The 18,018-nt window shown below is 69.6% G+C and carries 18 protein-coding genes; 11 read left to right on the top strand and 7 right to left on the bottom strand.

Annotation, left to right across the window (positions count from 1 at the left end):
• The first annotated feature begins 11 nt into the window (after positions 1–11).
• The 7 genes from ACWZJV_RS10075 (at position 12) to ACWZJV_RS10045 (ending at position 9,292) form a co-directional block, all read left to right on the top strand.
• A complete protein-coding gene (locus tag ACWZJV_RS10075) occupies positions 12–527 on the top strand; it encodes a (2Fe-2S)-binding protein (protein WP_008360867.1) in 516 nt (171 codons plus the stop codon).
• The gene (locus tag ACWZJV_RS10070; RefSeq protein ID WP_457181315.1) at positions 524–3,001 is read left to right on the top strand and encodes a xanthine dehydrogenase family protein molybdopterin-binding subunit; all 2,478 of its coding nucleotides are present in this window, start codon (positions 524–526) and stop codon (positions 2,999–3,001) included. The genes ACWZJV_RS10075 and ACWZJV_RS10070 overlap by 4 nt, the downstream gene beginning before the upstream one ends.
• Positions 2,998–3,852 (top strand): FAD binding domain-containing protein, encoded by an 855-nt coding sequence (locus tag ACWZJV_RS10065; protein WP_457181314.1) that lies wholly within the window; start codon positions 2,998–3,000, stop codon positions 3,850–3,852. Before ACWZJV_RS10070 ends, ACWZJV_RS10065 begins: the two co-directional genes overlap by 4 nt.
• A gap of 3 nt (positions 3,853–3,855) precedes the next feature.
• Complete coding sequence (locus ACWZJV_RS10060) at positions 3,856–4,554, top strand: SRPBCC family protein (protein WP_457181313.1); 699 nt, start codon at positions 3,856–3,858, stop codon at positions 4,552–4,554.
• A 125-nt stretch (positions 4,555–4,679) separates the two neighbouring features.
• Entirely contained in the window at positions 4,680–6,176 is a 1,497-nt protein-coding gene (locus ACWZJV_RS10055; RefSeq protein ID WP_457181312.1) for a flavin-containing monooxygenase, read from the top strand.
• A 158-nt stretch (positions 6,177–6,334) separates the two neighbouring features.
• Positions 6,335–7,303, top strand: a complete 969-nt coding sequence (locus tag ACWZJV_RS10050) for an AraC family transcriptional regulator (protein WP_008360877.1) — start codon at positions 6,335–6,337, stop codon at positions 7,301–7,303.
• 96 nt (positions 7,304–7,399) lie between these two features.
• Positions 7,400–9,292 carry a hypothetical protein gene (locus ACWZJV_RS10045; RefSeq protein WP_457181311.1) on the top strand — a complete coding sequence of 631 codons (1,893 nt, stop codon included), beginning with the start codon at positions 7,400–7,402 and terminating at the stop codon, positions 9,290–9,292.
• A 27-nt stretch (positions 9,293–9,319) separates the two neighbouring features.
• Here ACWZJV_RS10045 and ACWZJV_RS10040 read toward each other — a convergent pair whose 3' ends face one another.
• From ACWZJV_RS10040 to ACWZJV_RS10015, 6 genes are read right to left on the bottom strand one after another with little or no spacing between them, the layout of a single operon-like run.
• Positions 9,320–10,054: a hypothetical protein gene (locus ACWZJV_RS10040; RefSeq protein ID WP_457181310.1), complete on the bottom strand. Its 735-nt coding sequence runs from the start codon at positions 10,052–10,054 to the stop codon at positions 9,320–9,322.
• The gene (locus tag ACWZJV_RS10035) at positions 10,051–10,953 is read right to left on the bottom strand and encodes a VWA domain-containing protein (protein WP_457181309.1); all 903 of its coding nucleotides are present in this window, start codon (positions 10,951–10,953) and stop codon (positions 10,051–10,053) included. Before ACWZJV_RS10035 ends, ACWZJV_RS10040 begins: the two co-directional genes overlap by 4 nt.
• Positions 10,950–12,029, bottom strand: coding sequence for a VWA domain-containing protein (locus ACWZJV_RS10030; protein ID WP_457181308.1), 1,080 nt, complete (start codon positions 12,027–12,029; stop codon positions 10,950–10,952). Before ACWZJV_RS10030 ends, ACWZJV_RS10035 begins: the two co-directional genes overlap by 4 nt.
• Entirely contained in the window at positions 12,020–12,523 is a 504-nt protein-coding gene (locus ACWZJV_RS10025; protein ID WP_196872790.1) for a hypothetical protein, read from the bottom strand. Before ACWZJV_RS10025 ends, ACWZJV_RS10030 begins: the two co-directional genes overlap by 10 nt.
• A complete protein-coding gene (locus ACWZJV_RS10020; protein WP_457181307.1) occupies positions 12,510–13,397 on the bottom strand; it encodes a DUF58 domain-containing protein in 888 nt (295 codons plus the stop codon). Before ACWZJV_RS10020 ends, ACWZJV_RS10025 begins: the two co-directional genes overlap by 14 nt.
• Before the next feature lie 14 nt (positions 13,398–13,411).
• Complete coding sequence (locus ACWZJV_RS10015) at positions 13,412–14,425, bottom strand: AAA family ATPase (protein WP_008360887.1); 1,014 nt, start codon at positions 14,423–14,425, stop codon at positions 13,412–13,414.
• 197 nt (positions 14,426–14,622) lie between these two features.
• Here ACWZJV_RS10015 and ACWZJV_RS10010 point away from each other — a divergent pair, with 197 nt between their 5' ends.
• The 4 genes from ACWZJV_RS10010 to ACWZJV_RS09995 all read left to right on the top strand — a co-directional run bounded on the left by ACWZJV_RS10010 (position 14,623) and on the right by ACWZJV_RS09995 (position 17,347).
• On the top strand, positions 14,623–15,363 hold the full coding sequence (locus ACWZJV_RS10010; protein ID WP_457181306.1) for an SDR family oxidoreductase: 741 nt from the start codon (positions 14,623–14,625) through the stop codon (positions 15,361–15,363).
• Between the two features lie 43 nt (positions 15,364–15,406).
• Positions 15,407–16,297, top strand: a complete 891-nt coding sequence (locus ACWZJV_RS10005; protein WP_457181305.1) for an SDR family NAD(P)-dependent oxidoreductase — start codon at positions 15,407–15,409, stop codon at positions 16,295–16,297.
• Between the two features lie 74 nt (positions 16,298–16,371).
• The gene (locus ACWZJV_RS10000; protein ID WP_457181304.1) at positions 16,372–16,695 is read left to right on the top strand and encodes a nuclear transport factor 2 family protein; all 324 of its coding nucleotides are present in this window, start codon (positions 16,372–16,374) and stop codon (positions 16,693–16,695) included.
• A 49-nt stretch (positions 16,696–16,744) separates the two neighbouring features.
• Complete coding sequence (locus tag ACWZJV_RS09995; protein WP_457181303.1) at positions 16,745–17,347, top strand: TetR/AcrR family transcriptional regulator; 603 nt, start codon at positions 16,745–16,747, stop codon at positions 17,345–17,347.
• 7 nt (positions 17,348–17,354) lie between these two features.
• Here the strand turns inward: ACWZJV_RS09995 and ACWZJV_RS09990 are convergent, their stop codons facing one another.
• A complete protein-coding gene (locus ACWZJV_RS09990; RefSeq protein ID WP_008360896.1) occupies positions 17,355–17,966 on the bottom strand; it encodes an alpha-ketoglutarate-dependent dioxygenase AlkB in 612 nt (203 codons plus the stop codon).
• Positions 17,967–18,018 lie beyond the last annotated feature (52 nt).

Below are 18,018 nucleotides of genomic sequence, written 5' to 3'. Positions count from 1 at the left end.
AGGGAGACAACATGGCCCGGATCAGCATGCGCGTCGACGGTATGAAGGTCACCGACGACGTCGAACCGCGGACACTGCTCGTGCAGTATCTGCGCGAAGGACTCGGCAAGACCGGCACGGTGATCGGTTGCGACACCAGCAACTGCGGCGCCTGCACGGTCCATCTCGACGGCGACTCGGTGAAGTCGTGCAACGTGCTCGCGGTGCAGGCCGACGGGTGCGAGGTGACCACGATCGAGGGCCTCGCCGACACGGTCGAGGGCGACCTCCACCCCGTCCAGGAAGCGTTCCGCGAGTGTCACGGCCTGCAGTGCGGGTTCTGTACGCCCGGCATGATCATGCAGTCGGTCGACCTGCTCAAGCGCAACCCGCAGCCCAGCGAGGAGGAGATCCGCGAGGGCATCGAGGGCAACCTGTGCCGCTGCACGGGCTACCACAACATCGTCCGCGCGGTGCAGTACGCCAGCGGCCACCTGGCCACCGCCGCCAGCCCGCGCGGCGCGACCGAGGAGGTGGACGCGCTGTGACCGCCGTCGAGGCTCGTCCGGAGCAGACCAACGAGATCGGCCGCGACCGGCGCCGCAAGGAGGACGCGCGCCTGATCACCGGCCGGACCCGCTGGACCGACAACATCAACCTGCCCGGGATGCTGCACCTGGCGATGGTGCGCAGCCCCTTCGCCCACGCTCGCATCACCGGCATCGACACCAGCGCCGCGGCGGACGCCGAGGGCGTGGTGACCGTGCTGGCCGCCGGGGACTTCGACGAGACCCTCGGCGTCTGCATCAACGCCTGGCCGATCACGCCCGACCAGAAGACGCCGGCCCACCCGCCGATCGCCACCGACCGGGTCACCTTCGCCGGCGAGATCGTGGCGGTCGTGGCCGCCCGGTCCGCGGCGGCCGCCCGCGACGCCGCCGAGATGGTCGAGGTCGACTACGAGGAGCTCCCCGCGGTCGTCTCCCTCGAGGACGCGGTCAAGGACGAGGTGCTCGCCCATCCCGACCTCGGCACCAACAAGTCCGCGCTGTGGGTCTTCGACAGCGCGCAGGCCGGCACCGGCAGCAGCGTCGACGAGGCCATCTCGGCGGCCCGCGACGACGGGATCGTGATCGAGCGGACCTACCGCCAGCAGCGCCTGATCCCGGCGTTCATGGAGCCACGCAGCGTCGTGTGCGACCCGACCGGTGAGCAGATCACCGTGTGGAGCGCCACCCAGATCCCGCACATCCTGCGGTTCGCCTTCGCCGCGACCACCGGGGTGCCCGAGTCGAAGATCCGGGTGATCGCGCCCGACGTCGGCGGCGGCTTCGGCGGCAAGCTCCAGCAGACGCCGGAGGAGATGATCGTCTTCGCGCTGGCCCGCCGGCTCGGCAAGCCCGTGAAGTACACCGAGACGCGCTCGGAGTCCCTCCTCAGCGCCCACCACGGCCGCGACCAGATCCAGAAGCTGACCCTCTCGGCCACGAAGGACGGTCAGGTCACCGGCCTCAAGGTCGAGCTCGACGCCAACCTGGGCGCCTACGTCGCCATCGTCGGCGGTGGTGTTCCGGTGCTCGGTGCGTTCATGTTCAACGCGATCTACAAGTTCCCGGCCTACCAGTTCAACTGCCAGACCCACTTCACCAACACCACCTGGACCGACGCCTACCGCGGCGCGGGGCGGCCGGAGGCGACGTACGCCGTCGAGCGGCTGATGGACGAGCTGGCCGCCGAGGTCGGGGTCGACCCGCTCGAGATCCGGGAGAAGAACTGGATCACGCACGAGGAGTTCCCGTTCACGACCGTCGCGGGGCTCACCTATGACAGCGGCAACTACGAGGCGGCGACGGCCAAGGCGAAGGAACTCTTCGGCTACGACGAGCTCCGTGCCGAGCAGCAGCAGCGGCGGGCGAACAACGACCCGGTCCAGCTCGGCATCGGCGTCTCGACCTTCACCGAGATGTGCGGCCTCGCCCCGTCCCGGGTGCTCGGCAGCCTCGACTATGGCGCCGGCGGCTGGGAGCACGCCCAGGTGCGGATGACGCCGACCGGCAAGGTCGAGGTCATCACCGGTGCGAGCGCGCACGGTCAGGGGCACGAGACGGCGTTCAGCCAGATCGTGGCGGACCGTCTCGGCGTACCGTTCGAGGACGTCGAGGTGCTGCACGGCGACACCCAGATCGCGGCCAAGGGCTACGACACCTACGGGTCCCGGTCGCTGGTCGTGGGCGGCGAGGCGCTGGTCAGGGCGGCCGACAAGGTGCTCGAGAAGGCCAAGCCGATCGCGGCCCACCTGCTCGAGGCGAGCGTCGACGACCTGGAGTTCACCGGTGGCAGGTGGACGGTGCGCGGCACCGACCAGGGCATGTCGATCGGCGAGCTGTCCACCGCGGTCTTCGCGGCGCACAACCTGCCCGACGGCGTCGAGGCCAACCTCGACTCCGAGGCCACCTTCGACCCGGAGAACTTCAACTTCCCGCACGGCACCCACCTGTGCGCGATGGAGGTCGACACCGAGACCGGGCAGGTGAAGATGCGGAAGTACGTCTGCTGCGACGACATCGGCAACATCATCAACCCGCTCATCGTCGCAGGTCAGGTCCATGGTGGACTGGTCCAGGGCATCGCCCAGGCGCTGTGGGAGGACGCCGTCTACGACGACGCCGGCACGCTGGTCGCCGGGTCCTTCGTCGACTACCTGCTCCCGACCGCCGCCGACACGATCAGCTTCGAGATCGACCACACCACCTCGCCGGCGACCACCAACACGCTCGGCACCAAGGGCGTCGGTGAGGCCGGCACGATCGCCTCCACCCCGGCCGTGGTCAACGCGGTCGTCGACGCGCTGCGCCCGCTGGGCGTGCACGACGTGGCCATGCCCTGCACGCCGGAGCGGGTGTGGCGGGCGATCAACGAGGGCTCGGCCGGTGGCGAGACCACCGGCGCGGCCGCCGCACACTTCGATCCGTCGACGGGCATGTCCGGGAACGTCGACCGCACGGAAGGAGACGTCCAGTGATTCCCGCATCGTTCGACTACGTCGCCCCGACCACGGTCGAGGAGGCCCTGGCCGCTCTCGCGCAGTACGGCGACGAGGCCAAGATCATCGCCGGCGGACAGAGCCTGCTGCCGGTGCTGAGGATGCGCCTCAACGCTCCGGAGTGGGTCATCGACCTGGGTCGCATCGACTCCCTCAAGGGCGTACGCGACGAGGGTGACTCGATCCTGATCGGCGCCATGACGCGCCACTGCGACGTCGCGGCCGATCCTCTGGTCGCCGAGCACGCGACCCTGGTCGCCCGTGCCACGGCGACGGTCGCCGACGAGCAGGTGCGCCACCGCGGCACCTTCGGTGGCGCGCTCGCCCACGCCGACCCGGCGGGCGATCTCGGAGCCCCGGCCCTGGCCCTCGACGCCGAGTTCGTCATCGCCGGGCCGGCCGGCGAGCGGGTCGTCCCGGGCTCAGAGTTCTTCCAGGGGCTCTTCGAGACGGCCGTCTCCGAGGACGAGCTGCTGGTCGGCGTACGCATCCCGAAGCACACCGGATGGACGGCCCACTACGAGAAGTTCGTCCGGGTCGCCCACCAGTGGCCGATCTGCGCGGTCGGCGCGACCCTCAAGGTCTCCGGCGGCGTGATCGAGGGCGCGGCGATCGGTCTCACCAACATGGGCTCGACCCCTCTGCGGGCCGCCGGCGTCGAGCAGGCGCTGATCGGCCAGCAGGCCACCGAGGAGGTCGTACGCAACGCCGCGGCCCTGGCCGCGGACGGCGCCGAGCCGCCCTCCGACCTCAACGGCGACGCCGACTACCGGCGCCACCTGGTCACGGTGCTGGCCCGGCGGGCGATCACGAAGGCACTCGGGGGCTGACGCGTGGATCTGACGCATCAGTTCACGGTTCCGACCTCGGTCGAGGAGACCTGGGACAGCTTCCTGGACATCGGCTCGCTCGCCGAATGCTTCCCGGGAGCCCAGGTCACCTCGGCCGAGGGCGACACCTTCACCGGCACGGTGAAGGTCAAGCTCGGTCCCATCGCCATGGTCTACGCCGGCTCCGGCACCTTCGTCGAGAAGGACGAGACCGCCCGGAAGCTGGTCGTCGAGGCCAAGGGGCGCGACAAGCGCGGCAACGGCACCGCCGGTGCCAACGCCACCCTGACGATGGCTCCGGAGGGCACCGGCACGAAGGTCGAGATCGTCACCGACCTCGCCGTCACCGGCAAGCCCGCCCAGTTCGGTCGTGGGGTCATGCAGGACGTCTCCGACAAGCTCCTCGGCCAGTTCGTCGCGTGCCTTGAGTCCAAGTCGGCCCCGGCCGCCGCCCCGGAGACCCCGGAGGCACCGGCCGCGGCGGAGCCCGTGGGTGGGGAGAGCTCGGAACCATCGCCGGCTGCCCCGTCGCCAGCCGCGGCGCCGGCGCCGCAGGCGCCGAGGCACGCCAAGCAGCCCGAAGCCATCGACCTGGGCGCGACCGTGGTGCCGGTGCTGATCAAGAACTACGGCAAGAAGATCGCCATCGGCGTGGCCGTGATCGCGGCGGCGGTGATCGTCTACAAGCTCCTGCGGGGCTGAGACCGGTGTGCGCGACAATCCGTCGCGCAAACCGGATACCTCTCGCGCAACCTGGATAGCGGAGCGCTGTTCCACCTCTCTAGCGTTTTGCCTACGCAGACCCCGCTGCGAGAGGAAACAGAAAAGTGAAGATCGCGGTCATCGGTGCCGGGTTCGCAGGTATTGCCTCGGCCAAGGTGCTCACCGAGCTCGGGCACGACATCACCGTCTTCGAGAAGACGCCCGATGTCGGTGGTGTATGGAGCCGCACCCGTCGCTACCCGGGCCTGACGACGCAGAACAACAAGGACTCCTACACGCTCTCGGACCTGAGGATGCCGAAGGTGTTCCCCGAGTGGCTCAGCGGCGAGCAGGTGCAGAGCTACCTCGAGATGTACGTCGAGAAGTTCGAGCTCGCCCCGATGATCAGGCTCTCCACCGAGGTGTTGAGCGCCCAGCCGGCTGGAGGGGGCGGCTGGGCCCTCACCTCGCGAGCCAGTTCCACTGCGGGGGCCGACGCCGAGACGACCGAGCACTTCGACCACCTGGTCGTGGCCAGTGGTGTCTTCTCGGAGCCGTTCTCCCCTGCGTACGACGGGGTCGAGGAGCTGAAGGCCGCCGGCGGCCAGATCCTCGCGGCGAGCGAGCTGCACGACCTGGAGACCGTCAAGGGCAAGGACGTCGTGGTCGTCGGCTACGGGAAGTCGGCCTGCGACGTGGCCGTCGAGATCGCCAAGGAGGCGTCCTCGACCACCGTGGTCGCGCGCCAGCTGCTGTGGAAGATGCCGCGCAAGATCAAGGGCGTCCTCAACTACAAGGTGCTGCTGCTCACGCGCATGGGGGAGGGGCTCTTCCCCTACCAGAACATCCGTGGCGCCGAGAAGGTGCTGCACGCGGGCGGGTCGAAGATGGCCGGTTCGATGGTCGGCAGCGTCGAGTCGGTCACCTCCAGCCAGCTGAAGCTGAAGAAGCTCGGACTGCTGCCGAAGGGCCAGTTCACCGACATCGCCCGCTCGACGGTCTCGCTGGCCACCGAGGGATTCTTCGAGGGCGTCGAGGCCGGCGACATCGCCGTCGAGCGCGACACCGAGATCGCCGCCTTCGTGACCAAGGACGGCAAGCCGTACGCCGAGCTCGCCAACGGCCGCGCGGTGCCTGCCGACGTCGTGGTGACCGCGACCGGCTTCAAGCAGGAGCTCCCGTTCTTCTCCGAGGAGATCCAGGACCAGCTCACCGACGACAACGGCGACTACCAGCTCTACCGCCAGATCCTGCCGCTGCGGGTGAAGGACCTGACCTTCGCCGGCTACAACTCCTCGTTCTTCTCGCCGCTCTCGGCCGAGATGAGCGCCGTCTGGATCGGCTCCCACCTCGGTGGCGGCCACGAGGTCCCGCCGGTCGAGGAGATGGAGGCCCACGTCGCCGCGCGGCTCGCCTGGATGCGGGAGCGCACCGACGGTCACCACGCCCGCGGCACCAACATCATCCCGTTCTCGATGCACAACATCGACGAGGTCCTCGGGGACGTCGGCCTCGACGTCGGCAGGCTGACCAAGGCAGCGCAGTGGCTGCTGCCGATCAACCCGAAGGCGTACGCCTCGGTCACTCCCAGGCTCGTGGAGAAGCTGGCGGCGAGGAGCTAGTACGGCGCGAGATGCCGGTTTCCTGGGTGGGACCGGCATCTCGACCGGGTGAGGACCTGGGCTGGGACCTTAGACAGTGATTGCGCCGTGTTCGCGTCGACGCGGCGCCGGCTCCGCTACGCTCTTCGGTCAATCGAGCCACGGTCCAGGAGCCTCCCTTGCCCCGTCCCCTGCTGAGCCGCCACACCGTTGTCGCCACCACTGACGTGGACCAGGCTCGAGAAGCCGTGGCGGAACGTTTCTGCGCCCACTACCTGGCGCTGACGAAGGCCGGCTCGCAGCTCGACATGGTGCACAACGCCGCGCCGCTGGGCGAGGACGTGATGCTCAACTACATGCGCTACGGCGACGAGGTGCGGATCACCCCGGGCACCTTCGACGACTTCTATCTCATCCAGCTCCCGCTCGCAGGCAGCGCCAAGGTCAAGGTCGGTGAGCACGTCGTCCTCGCCGACCGCACCCGCGGCTCGATCGGCTCGCCGACCGAGCCGGTCGACATGCTCTGGTCCGACGGCTGCGAGAAGCTGCAGGTCTACATCCGGCGCAGCGCGGTCGAGGAGGCGGCGGCGGGCATCGGCGGCTCCGGGCCGGTCGTCTTCGACCCGACGCTCGACCTGGGCCGACCCGAGGTGCGCGACTGGCTCAAGATGGTCCGGCTGGCCTACGACAACGTCGAGGCCGGTGGCTCGCTGATGAGCTCACCGCTGGTCGCCGCGCCCTACGAGCAGGCGCTCATCGGCGGCCTGCTGACGATCCAGGCCAACACGTCCCTGGAGATCGTCTCCGAGGGTGCGACGCCCACGATCTCCCGAGCAGTACGCATGGCCGTCGACCTCCTCGAGGCCCACCCCGAGCGCCCCTGGAAGGTCGCCGAGCTCGCTCAGAAGGTCGGCGTCTCGACCCGTACGCTGCAGGAGGCGTTCCAGCGCGACCTCGACACGACGCCCTTGGAGTACTGGCGGCGGACCCGGCTCGACCGAGCCCACTCCGACCTGCTCGCCGCCGACGCGACCGCCACCTCGGTCACCGCCATCGCCGCCCAGTGGGGCTTCTTCCACCTCGGCCGCTTCTCCCAGGCGTACCGGGCGCAGTTCCAGGAGCTCCCGTCACAGACCCTCATGCGCTGAGCGTGAGTGCGCCGATTGCAGTGGCGGGACGAGCCGTCGTTGGTCTAAGTTGACCTCCCCAAGCCTCGCGTGAGGCGGCCCACCTGGAGGACCACCATGGCCCGACTCGCGAGCGCGATCGCCATTCTGCTCATCGCACCATTGCTCACCTTCGCCTCCGCGGCGGCCGAGGCCGTCGAGTCTGACGGTGTGACGATCTCCCGTGCCTCGGAAGGGCCGTACCTCTGGGGTGAGCCGATGCTGCTCGAAGGGACGGTGACCGAGGGTGGTGTCCCGGTCGCCGACGCGACTGTGGAGCTCACGCAGGTCTATTCGGGTGAAGAGCCGTTGGCCACGGTGGTCACCGATGCCGCAGGCCACTGGACCTTTCAGTTCACACCAGCCGAGCCCGGGCACTATGTCCTGTGGGCACGATACGACAGCGTGACAGGCACGTTCGAGGCCGCGACGATTTTCGACGTCGTCAAGCACCCGACGACCCTCACCTTCTCCGACACCGGCCTTCGCCAGACAGACGAGCAGATCTCGTTCGACGTCCTCCTGTCCGGCGACGGTGCAGGGTTGGCCGACCGGGTCGTGCACTGGGACCTGCAGTGCTGGTACTCCGAGACCAGCCCGTTCTCGGTCGGCCGCATCACGGACAGCACCACCTCAGCCGCCGGCACGTTCACCGTGACGTACGACCAGCAGTTCCCGTGTCCTGAATACGCACTCATTGCTTGGTGGGACGGCGACCAGGACTATCAGCCGGTCAAGAGTTGGGCGAGAGAGCCGACCGCGTGGCGCCGGTCGGACCTCAAGATCCACACTCCGGCATCCGCCTTCGTCAACGACGACCTGGACGCCAGCGTCACTGTTCTCGTCGACGGTGCGCCGGCTCCGAACCGCACCGTCCACATCCGTTACTTCGCGCCGAATGCGACAGGGCCGACCTACCTGGACGTCGTATCGGGTCCGGACGGTGTCGCCGCGATCCCGATCAAGGCGACCGAACCCGGCAACTGGAACATCTACGCGACCATGGACGCCACCGACGACACCATGGCGGCCGAGCGATCCGTCAGGGTGCCCGTGTCCCAGGTCACGACCGACCTCAGCGTCTCGCCGATGGTGTCGTCTGTGCTCGTCGGCAAGCCCGTCACCATCCGAGGAAGCCTCACCCGAACCGACGGTCGGAACGCCGGGGTGACGGTGGAGCTCTACGCCATCGACGACGAATCAGGCGTCCGGCGTACGTATGAGGCGACGTCGGGTGCGGACGGGACGTTCGAATTCGCCGACACACCGACCGTCGCCGGATCGATGTCCTACTACGTCCAAGTCCCCGGCGACGACCGCTACGTCAGCGCCTCCCATCCGGGCCAGACGGTGACGGTGCAGCCGCAGGCGCCCGCTGTGACGCTGACAGCCAACAAGACGTCATACGCCGCCGGCGAGACCGCCACGTTCCGGGTCAACCTCACCAAGACCGACAGCCGAAGGGTGCGGGTCACGTCGCAGGAGGCCGGCGGCACCATCAAGGTCCTCTACGACGGCAACGTCCCGTCGACCGGGCTGGCTCTCACCCGCACGATGTGGCGGAACACCACGATCGTGGCCAGCCACCCTGCCGACTCACGGAGCACGGCCGCCAAGGCCACGCTCAAGCGATCCGTACGCCTCGGGCTCGCCACGAAGGCGTTGAATCCGCTGCGACGGGTCGGGGCGTACGCCGTGTACCGGCCGTCCGCGGACCCCACCCTCGTCACGTCGGTTCGCCCGGTCCGCTCCGGCCTCTGCGTCCGGATGACCGTCCAGAAGTACAAGGACTCGGCCTGGCGAACGGTCGCGACCTCGACCTGCCGGACCACCAACGCCTACGGCAAGGCCCGATGGACGCTCACGCGCTACCACCCCAGCGGCTCGCGATTCCGCATCGCGGCTCGATTCGCGGGTGACTCGACGAACGCCGCCGGGACCGGCCCGTGGACGTACGTCCGATTCCGCTGACCGCCCTGACGTCGGGCGGCCAGCGCCTCACCACTGGGGCTCGTCGCTGAACCCGCCGTAGTCGTCGAGGTCGGCGTCGTCGCGGCGGTAGCTCTCGCCGTCGCCGTTGCGCTTGTCGAGCTTGTCCTCCTTCTTGCTCTGGTCCTGCGGCGGGTCCGGCGGGTCGTCCTGCTGGTCAGGCCTGATCGGCGTCTTCGGGGTCAGCTTCTCCTGGAGACGCTCCTCGACGGACTCACCCTGCTGGGACTGCTCGGGGCCCTGGCCGGCGTCGGTGGGGCAGTCGCCCTCCTTCAGCGTGGCGAGCGCCTCCTCGTAGGCAGCCTTCGCGCCCTGCTGGTTGCCGGCGTCGCGGGCGCGGTCGCCGATCGCCTCCTGGGTGAGCGACATGTTGATGCGTACGGTGCACTCGTGGTCCTCGGGCACCCGCTCCAGGGCTTCGCCGTAGTAGGCGATCGCGCGGGCGTTCTCGCCGAGGAGGAAGGCGGCGTTGCCGGCGTCGAAGTGGGCGATCCACGGCTGCAGGATGTTGAGCTCACGGTTGGCGGAGTAGTGCTCCATCGCGGTCGCGGCGTCGCGTAGGTCCCAGGCCTCGCGGCCCGCGCGGTCGTGGTGGCCCATCAGGATCACCTTCATCAGGAAGGCCAGCCCGATCACGACCGGCACGATCCCGGCCAGCAGGAGCGCGCGCCGCACCTGCTCGCGGGCGGTGCGTACGGGGGGCTGCGGCTCGGTCGCCTCGGCGGGTGTCTCGGTCAGCGTCACGACAGCACCTCCTCGGCCTCGTGCCCGCGGCGGCGGTGGCCCCACATCTCCCACAGCAAGAGTGCCAGCAGGGGGAAGCCGAAGATCCAGGCGCGGGACACCTCACCGCCGGCCGAGGTCTTCTCCGTCAGCATCTCGGAGTCCCAGGTGGAGGCCTCGGTGGCGATCTCCTTGGTCTCCTTCGTCGTGCGGTGAAGCGTCTGCAGGCCCATCTGACCTGCGATCTCGCGCAGGTTGGCCAGGTCGATCCGGGAGCGGGCGTCCTGGCCCTCGCCGTCCTTGAGGTAGCCGTCCTGGGGGCGTTCGTCGTCCCACGGCATCCGGCCGCCCTCCTCGGTGCCGTAGCCGAGCACCACGCCGCCGGCGGAGAGGCCGTCGATCTCGCTGAACGACTGCTGGTCGACGCCCTCGCGGGTGTTCTCCCCGTCGGAGGCGAACACCACGATCCGGCGCCGCTCGGGGAAGCGCTCCTGGTCGCGCTCGAGCGCCGAGATGACCTCGTCGCGCGGGGCGTCGACCATCGAGCCGGACCCGTCGAAGGCCCGCTCGGCGTAGAGACCGTCGACCCAGGCGTTGAAGGCCGTGGTGTCGTAGGTGAACGGCATCTCGGTGCGCACGACCTCGCCGCCGAAGGTGATCGCCCCGAACCGCACCGACGGCAGTGCCGCCGAGAGCGCCTTGAGGTCCTTCTTGAGCTGCGTCATCCGGGCCTCGCCGCCGGGCCCGTCCTCGGCAACCATCGACCGGGTGCGGTCGACCACGACGAGGACATCGAGGTCGGCCGTACGCATCTCCGACGGCGCCGCGCCCCAGCTCGGCCGCACCAGGACGATGACGGTGAGCAGGACGATCAGTACGCGGCGTACGAGCGTGAGGATCTGCCATCCCAGAGCGCTCATCGGCCCACCTCGCTCGGTGGGCGAGTCTGCTGGGGCCACGCGGCCGCCGGGGGAGTCGACCGAGGCCGCGAGGCCGGGGACAGCCGCCCGGAGCGGACCAGGGCGTAGACCCACCCGGCGATCAGCATCAGGACCCCGAGGACGATCGTCGCGATCGGCCAGCCGGGGGCGTCGCGGACCTGGTACTTCGGCGGCTCGACGACCTCGTCGGCCGAGAGCCGGTCGATGCCGGCCAGGATGGACTCGATCGAGCCGTCGTCACCGAGCAGCGAGAAGGTGCCGCCGGTGTCGGTCATCGCCTTGTCGAAGGTGGCGCGCTTGTCCTCCTGGAAGCTGAGGTCGGCGGAGCCGATGCCGTAGAGCTGGACGTCGCGCTCCTTGGCGAACTCGGTGGCCTCGGGCAGCGAGTAGACCGGCGGCCCGCCCTGCGGGTCGTTGTCGGAGGCGACGATGACCGCCCGGCCACGCTCGGGGTTGGACAGGTCGAAGCGCTTGACGCAGGAGACGATCCCGTCGCTGATCAGGGAGGCCCGCTCCTTGCCGAGGTAGGTGCCGGCGACGTACTCCTGGTCGCCGAGGGCGAAGGCCCGGCCGGCGCGCGCCAGCTCGTCCTGCACCCAGCCGTAGTCGTCGGTGAGGGGGAAGACGGTGACCGCGGCGTCGCTCCACAGGACCAGGCTGACCCGCTCGCCGTTGAGGCCGGCGACGAGCTGGGAGTAGGCCTGGGTGACCTGGGTGTCCTCGTCGAACATCGAGGTCGAGGCGTCCAGGCAGAGCACGATGTCGCGGGTGGAGTAGCGGTTCTGGGTGATGTCGGTGGTCTGCGGCCGGGCGATCAGCCAGATGCACCCGATCACGGCGAGCGCGATCCCCGCGGTCTGCCACCAGGACAGCCAGCGTTGCTGGGTCGCGAGCTCCCGGAACCGGGGGAGCCGCTTGAGGCGCTCGGTGTGGGCGACGAGCACGGCGTCGGCCGGGCGGCGATGCACCCGGGCGGCGAGCACGACGATCGCAGCGACGGCGATCACCGTGACGACCAGCATGATCACGCCGAGGACGGGCCATCTCAGGTCCATGTCGTCACCACCTGCCGGGCCCGGCCGAGCGCCTCGGGGAAGCGCTCGGCCGCCTGGCCCTCCTCCTCGGAGGCGAAGGCGGGCGGGTACATCACCTCGACGGCCATCGCCAACGGGCGGGTGCGGGGGTCGCTGCGTACGGTCGCCTTCAGGTCGGCGAGCACCATCTTGTCGGCCGGGATCTGGCTGACCTCGGCGACGTAGTCGCGCACGGTGCGGCTCAGGTGCTGGTGGCCGACCCGAGCCGGTACGTCGCCACGGTGCACCGCCCGCTCGATCCGGTCGATCTCGGCCAGGTGCTCGGCGCGCAGGTCGCGTGGCTCGGGGACCCACGGTGTCTCGACCTCGACCACCGTCCGGCGCTTGCGGGTCAGCAGGATGACGGCGAGGTAGTAGAGCGCCACCCCGGCGAGCAGCGCGAGCGCGAGCACCAGCCACCAGCCCGAGTGGGCCAGCGGCTGCTGGAACTCCTCAGGGACGCTACCGGCGCGCATGACGGTGCCTCTCCAGGAGATGGAAGACGGCGCCGATGGCGGTGGTGTCGTCGCGGACCCGCTGGTAGGCGATGCCGAGGCGGTCCAGCGTGCTGCGCAGGCCGTGCTCCTCGGCGGCGGCCAGCTCGGCGTACTGGGCCTGGAGGACCGCGTCGCCGCTGAGCCATCCCGGCAGGGCCGCGACGGTGTCGACGTCGACGGTCGGTGCTCCGCCGGCCACCGCGGTGGTGGGGTCGAGGTCGTCGATGCCCGCGACCAGCACCTCGTGCTGGACGGTGAGGCGGCGCAGGATTGCGGCCATCTCGTCGCTGACCGAGTGCTCGTCGGTGACGACGAGCAGGATCGCCCGGCGGCGTACGTTGGTGGCGATGTGGCGCAGGACGGCGACGATGTCCGCCTCGGCGGCGTCGGGGGTGATGGCGTCGTGCGCCTGCCCCAGCGCCCGCTCGAGCGCGACCTCGGTGTCGGCAGGTTTGGTGAGCTTCTGGGTCTCCGAGTCGCCGTAGGCGACCGCGACCTTGTCGCCGTGGCGCACGCCCAGCCAGCCGACCAGGCCGGCGCTGAAGATCGCCAGGTCGCGCTTGGTCGTGGTGCCGGTCGCCTGGGCCGCCATGCTCCGGCCCGTGGAGATGGCCAGCAGCACCAGATGCTGGCGCTCGGCGGTGAACCGCTTGACCAGCAGGCTCCGGGACCGGGCCGTCGCCTTCCAGTCGATGTCCTTCACGTCGTCGCCGGGGACGTACTCCCGCAGGTCGTGGAAGTCCATCGAGCGCCCTGTCTGAAGGGACGCGTACTCCCCGTCGAGCAGCCCGACCACCTTGCGGTGGGCATGGATCATCAGCCGCGTGCGGATCCGAGGAAGGTACGTCGCCATGTGCTCAGGGGAGATCAGGGGCTGGGAACAGCGCGGACCAGTGCGTCGACGAGCATCTCGGGCTGGACCTTCTCGGCCAGCGCCTCGAAGCTGAGGTGGAGCCGGTGGCGCAGGATGCTGTGGCGCAGCTCGCGCACGTCCTCAGGGGTGACGTAGGAGCGGCCGAGCAGCAGCGCCGCCGCGCGGGAGGCCTGCAGGAAGGCGATCGAGGCACGCGGGGACGCGCCGATCTCGACGTAGGAGCCGGTCTCCGGCCCGAGGAGCTGGCGGGCGTTGCGGGTGGCCTGGACGAGGGCGACGATGTAGCGCTTGATCGCCGGGTCGACGTAGACGCGCTTGGTCAGCTCCTGGAGCCAGATCACGTCGTCGGGGTCGGCGACCGGACGGGTCTCCTCGTGGTCGGGACCGAGCGTGCCGGCCTCGATGCGCTCCAGGACGATGAGCTCCTCGCCGTCGCTGGGGTAGTTGACGATCTCCTTGAGCAGGAACCGGTCCATCTGGGCGTGGGGGAGGACGTAGGTGCCCTCCTCCTCGATCGGGTTCTGCGTGGCGAGCACCATGAACGGGCGTGGCAGCGGGTGGACGTGGCCGGCGATGCTCGTCTGGCGCTCCTGCATCGCCTCGAGCATGGCGCTCTGGGTCTTGGCGGAGCTTCGGTTGATCTCGTCCAGCAGCACGAAGTTGGCATGGACCGGTCCGAGCTGGGTCTCGAACTCGTGGTTGCGCTGGTCGTAGACCTGGGTGCCGATGATGTCGCTCGGCAGCAGGTCGGGGGTGCACTGGATCCGGGAGAACTGTGCCTTCACCGTCTGGCTCAGCGTGCTCGCGGCAAGTGTCTTGGCCAGTCCGGGCACGCTCTCCAGCAGCACGTGGCCCTCGGAGAGAAGCGCGATCAGCAGCGCTGTCCTGAGCCGTTCCTGGCCGACCACACGGCTGCTGAAGGCGGTGCTGATCCGCCCGACGATCTCCTTCGCCCTGGCGATCTCCTCGGCGGACGGCGGGGCGAGGGTGGGTGCGGTGGTGGTCAAGGCGGCTCCAGAGGCGTCGGCTGTCGGTCCCATCCTTTCCTACCAGCGTACGGAACGCATCTGGGGCCCACTCGAAAGCCGTTTCCGGGCACCGTGAAGGGCCTTCAACGGGTGGCATGAACCACATATGTGGACAGAGAGTTCATATCTGTGGTTATATGGACACATCGTTCACATCAACTCCTGAAGGAGGCACCATGACCACCATCAACAACACCCGCGTCGCACTGGTCACCGGCGGCTCGGGCGGCATCGGAGCGGCTGTCGTCGAGCGACTGGCCCGCGACGGCTTCGCGGTCGCCGTGCACTACGCCGGCAACGCGGAGCGGGCCGAGAAGCTCGTCGCGGAGATCGCCGCGGCCGGCGGCCAGGCGATCGCGGTCGGCGGTGACGTCGCGGACGAGGTCGCGATGGCCGAGGCCTTCAAGGCCACCAGCGAGGCGTTCGGCGGCATCGACGTCGTCGTCAACACCGCCGGGATCATGGCGCTGAGCCCGATCGCCTCGCTGGACCTGGACGTCCTCGACCGGATGCACCGCACCAACATCCGCGGCACCTTCGTCGTCTCGCAGCTCGCCGCGAACCAGGTCCGTGACGGCGGCGCCGTCATCAACTTCTCGACCTCGGTCAAGAAGGTCGCGCTGCCGGGGTACGCCGCCTACACCGCGTCCAAGGGCGCTGTCGACGCGCTCACCATGGTGCTGGCCAAGGAGCTCGCGGGTCGCGACATCACCGTCAACGCGGTCGCGCCGGGACCGGTCGCCACGCCGCTGTTCCTGGACGGCAAGGACGAGGAGACCATCGAGCGGATGGCCAACATGAACCCGCTGCACCGCCTCGGCACGCCCGACGACATCGCCGAGGTCGTGGCCTTCCTCGCGGGCCCGTGCCGGTGGATCAACGGTCAGGTCGTGTACGCCAACGGCGGCATGGTCTGAGCCGCAGAGAACCCCACGAAGAACCCCAAGGAAGGACATCGTCATGAACCAGATCGTCGTCATCACCGGGGCCTCGAGCGGCTTCGGTGCCCTCACCGCCCGCGCGCTGGCGCGGGCCGGACAGACCGTCTACGCCGGGATGCGCGAGACCAGCGGCCGCAACGCCCCGGCGGTCCGGGCGGCGGCCGACTACTCGGCCGAGCACGGGGTCGACCTCCGCGCGATCGAGCTCGACGTCAACTCCCAGGACTCGGTCGATGCGGCCATCGCCCGGATCGAGGCCGACAACGGCCGCATCGACGTCCTCATCCACAACGCCGGTCACATGGTCGTCGGCCCGACCGAGGCGTTCACGCCCGAGCAGCTGGCCGAGCTGTACGACGTCAACGTGCTCTCGACCCAGCGGGTGAACCGCGCCGTGCTGCCGGGCATGCGGGCACGTGGTGCCGGCCTGGTGGTGTGGGTGTCGAGCTCCTCGGTCAAGGGTGGTACGCCGCCCTACCTGGCGCCCTACTTCGCCGCCAAGGCGGGCATGGACTCCCTCGCCGTCTCCTACGCCGGCGAGCTGGCCCGCTGGGGTGTGGAGACCTCGATCGTCGTGCCGGGCTCGTTCACCAGCGGCACGAACCACTTCGCGCACTCCGGCCGGCCGGCCGACACGGCGGTCGAGGCCGCGTACGAGACCCGCTACGCCGGGCTCATGGGCCAGGTGGCCGAGAAGCTCGCCGCGCTGGCTCCGGCCGACGCGGACGCCTCGATGGTCTCCGACGAGATCGCGCGGATCGTGTCCCTGCCGGCCGGTGAGCGTCCGTTCCGGGTCCACATCGACCCGGCGGACGACGGCTCGGAGGAGGTCTCCGACGTGGCTGATCGTGTCCGCCGCGAGTTCCTCACCCGCGTCGACCTCGCCGACCTTCTGACCGTTGCTCGGTGAACGGGGTGCGGTCGACAGCGCCATCCCGCTGTCGACCGCACCTCAGCGCCGACCCACTTTCCAAGGAGCAGACAATGAACAACCTCCCGAGATCGATCGAGACCTTCGTCGAGGCGACCAACCGCGGGGACTCCGAGGCCTTCGCTGCAGCATTCACCCAGGACGCGCTCATCGTCGACTGGGGCCGGAGATTCCGTGGCCGCGACGGCGTACGTGCCTGGAACGAGACCGACAACATCGGCGTGCAGGCACACTTCGACGTCATCGACTGGACGCCCGGGGGCACCGGGGAAGCCTGGGTGGTCACGTTGCGGGTCAGCGGCAGCGGCTACAACGGCACCGGGCCGATGACCTTCGAGCTCCGCGACGGGCTGATCGCCGAACTCCGGATCGAGTGATGACTCCTCATACACTGGCTCACCGATCGACATCAGAAGGGGACGGATCATGACCGCCGAGGACGTTCCGCCACGCCGTGGACGGGGCCGGCGACCCGCCGACGAGGTCCGAGCCGACATCCTTCGTGCGACGGGTGAGCTGCTCCTCACCGAGGGCATCGCCGACCTCACTTTCGACCGGGTCGCCCGCCTCGCAGGGGTCAGCAAGACGACGCTCTACAAGTGGTGGCCGTCTCGGGGTGCGCTCGCTCTCGACGGTTACTTCCACGCGGTCGAGGACACTCTGGCCTTCCCGGACACCGGCGACATCCGGGCCGATCTCCTCAGCCAGCTGCACGCCTTCGTCGCGCTGATGACCGAGACGGCCGGCGGTTCAGCGCTCCTCCAGCTGATCGGGGAGGCGCAGACGGACCCCGAGCTCGCGGCCGCGTATCGAGCCCTCTACTCCGCCGAGCGCCGCCGCCTGGCCGTGGAGCGCCTCACGGCCGCTCAGGAGGCTGGCCAGATCCGGCCGGACGTCGACGTACGAGTCCTCATCGACCAGCTCTGGGGATCGGTCTACCACCGGCTGCTCATCCCTGACGAGCCCGTCACCCGTGAGTTCGCCACCGCCCTGGTCGCCAACCTCATGGACGGCGTCGCAGCATCCTGAGGGAGTCTCAGAAGACGTTGCGGGGCCGGAACTGGACCGAGATCCGGGGGCCGGCGGAGGAGACCTTGGGGATGGCGTGCTCCCAGGTGCGCTGGCAGGAGCCGCCCATGACGACCAGGTCGCCGTGGCCCATCTCGATGCTCATCCCCTTGCCGCCGCCCTGGGGCCGCAGCGCCAGACGGCGCGGGTCGCCGACGGAGACGATCGCGACCATCGTGTCGTTGCTGCGGCCGCGACCGATCCGGTCGCCGTGCCAGGCGACCGAGTCGTTGCCGTTGCGGTAGTAGCAGCAGCCCGCGGTCACGAACGGCTCGCCGAGCTCGGGCAGGTAGTGGGCGGTGAGGCGGCCGCGGGCCTCGGCGAGCCGCGGATGGGGGAGCGGGTCGCCCTGGAGGTAGGTGTGCAGGAGCCGGGGTACGTCGACGACGCGGTCGTACATCTGCCGGCGCTCCTCGCGCCACGGGACGTCGTGGACCAGGGCCGCGAAGACGTCGTCGGGATCAGGCAGCCAGCCACGGGCGACGTCCACCCAGGCTCCGCGGTCCAGATGGATCCGCTCGTAGGTCGTCTCGGTGGTCTCGTCGTCGGTGGGGGCGAAGAGTGTTCCCTGGAAGTCCACTCTGGCAGCATACCTCGGGATCGAACATGTGTTCTAGCGAAATCCTGTATTC

The sequence above is a fragment of the Nocardioides sp. WG-D5 genome, assembly GCF_054031175.1.
This window is presented reverse-complemented; position numbering and strand designations above follow the sequence as displayed.

Excerpts from the sequence above, each read along its gene's own strand:
- ACWZJV_RS10075 (WP_008360867.1), top strand. The coding sequence starts at position 12 with ATGGCCCGGATCAGCATGCGCGTCGACGGTATGAAGGTCACCGACGAC.
- ACWZJV_RS10045 (WP_457181311.1), top strand. The coding sequence starts at position 7,400 with ATGGCCCGACTCGCGAGCGCGATCGCCATTCTGCTCATCGCACCATTG.
- ACWZJV_RS10035 (WP_457181309.1), bottom strand. The coding sequence starts at position 10,953 with ATGAGCGCTCTGGGATGGCAGATCCTCACGCTCGTACGCCGCGTACTG.
- ACWZJV_RS10030 (WP_457181308.1), bottom strand. The coding sequence starts at position 12,029 with ATGGACCTGAGATGGCCCGTCCTCGGCGTGATCATGCTGGTCGTCACG.
- ACWZJV_RS10025 (WP_196872790.1), bottom strand. The coding sequence starts at position 12,523 with ATGCGCGCCGGTAGCGTCCCTGAGGAGTTCCAGCAGCCGCTGGCCCAC.
- ACWZJV_RS10020 (WP_457181307.1), bottom strand. The coding sequence starts at position 13,397 with ATGGCGACGTACCTTCCTCGGATCCGCACGCGGCTGATGATCCATGCC.
- ACWZJV_RS10010 (WP_457181306.1), top strand. The coding sequence starts at position 14,623 with ATGACCACCATCAACAACACCCGCGTCGCACTGGTCACCGGCGGCTCG.
- ACWZJV_RS10005 (WP_457181305.1), top strand. The coding sequence starts at position 15,407 with ATGAACCAGATCGTCGTCATCACCGGGGCCTCGAGCGGCTTCGGTGCC.
- ACWZJV_RS10000 (WP_457181304.1), top strand. The coding sequence starts at position 16,372 with ATGAACAACCTCCCGAGATCGATCGAGACCTTCGTCGAGGCGACCAAC.
- ACWZJV_RS09995 (WP_457181303.1), top strand. The coding sequence starts at position 16,745 with ATGACCGCCGAGGACGTTCCGCCACGCCGTGGACGGGGCCGGCGACCC.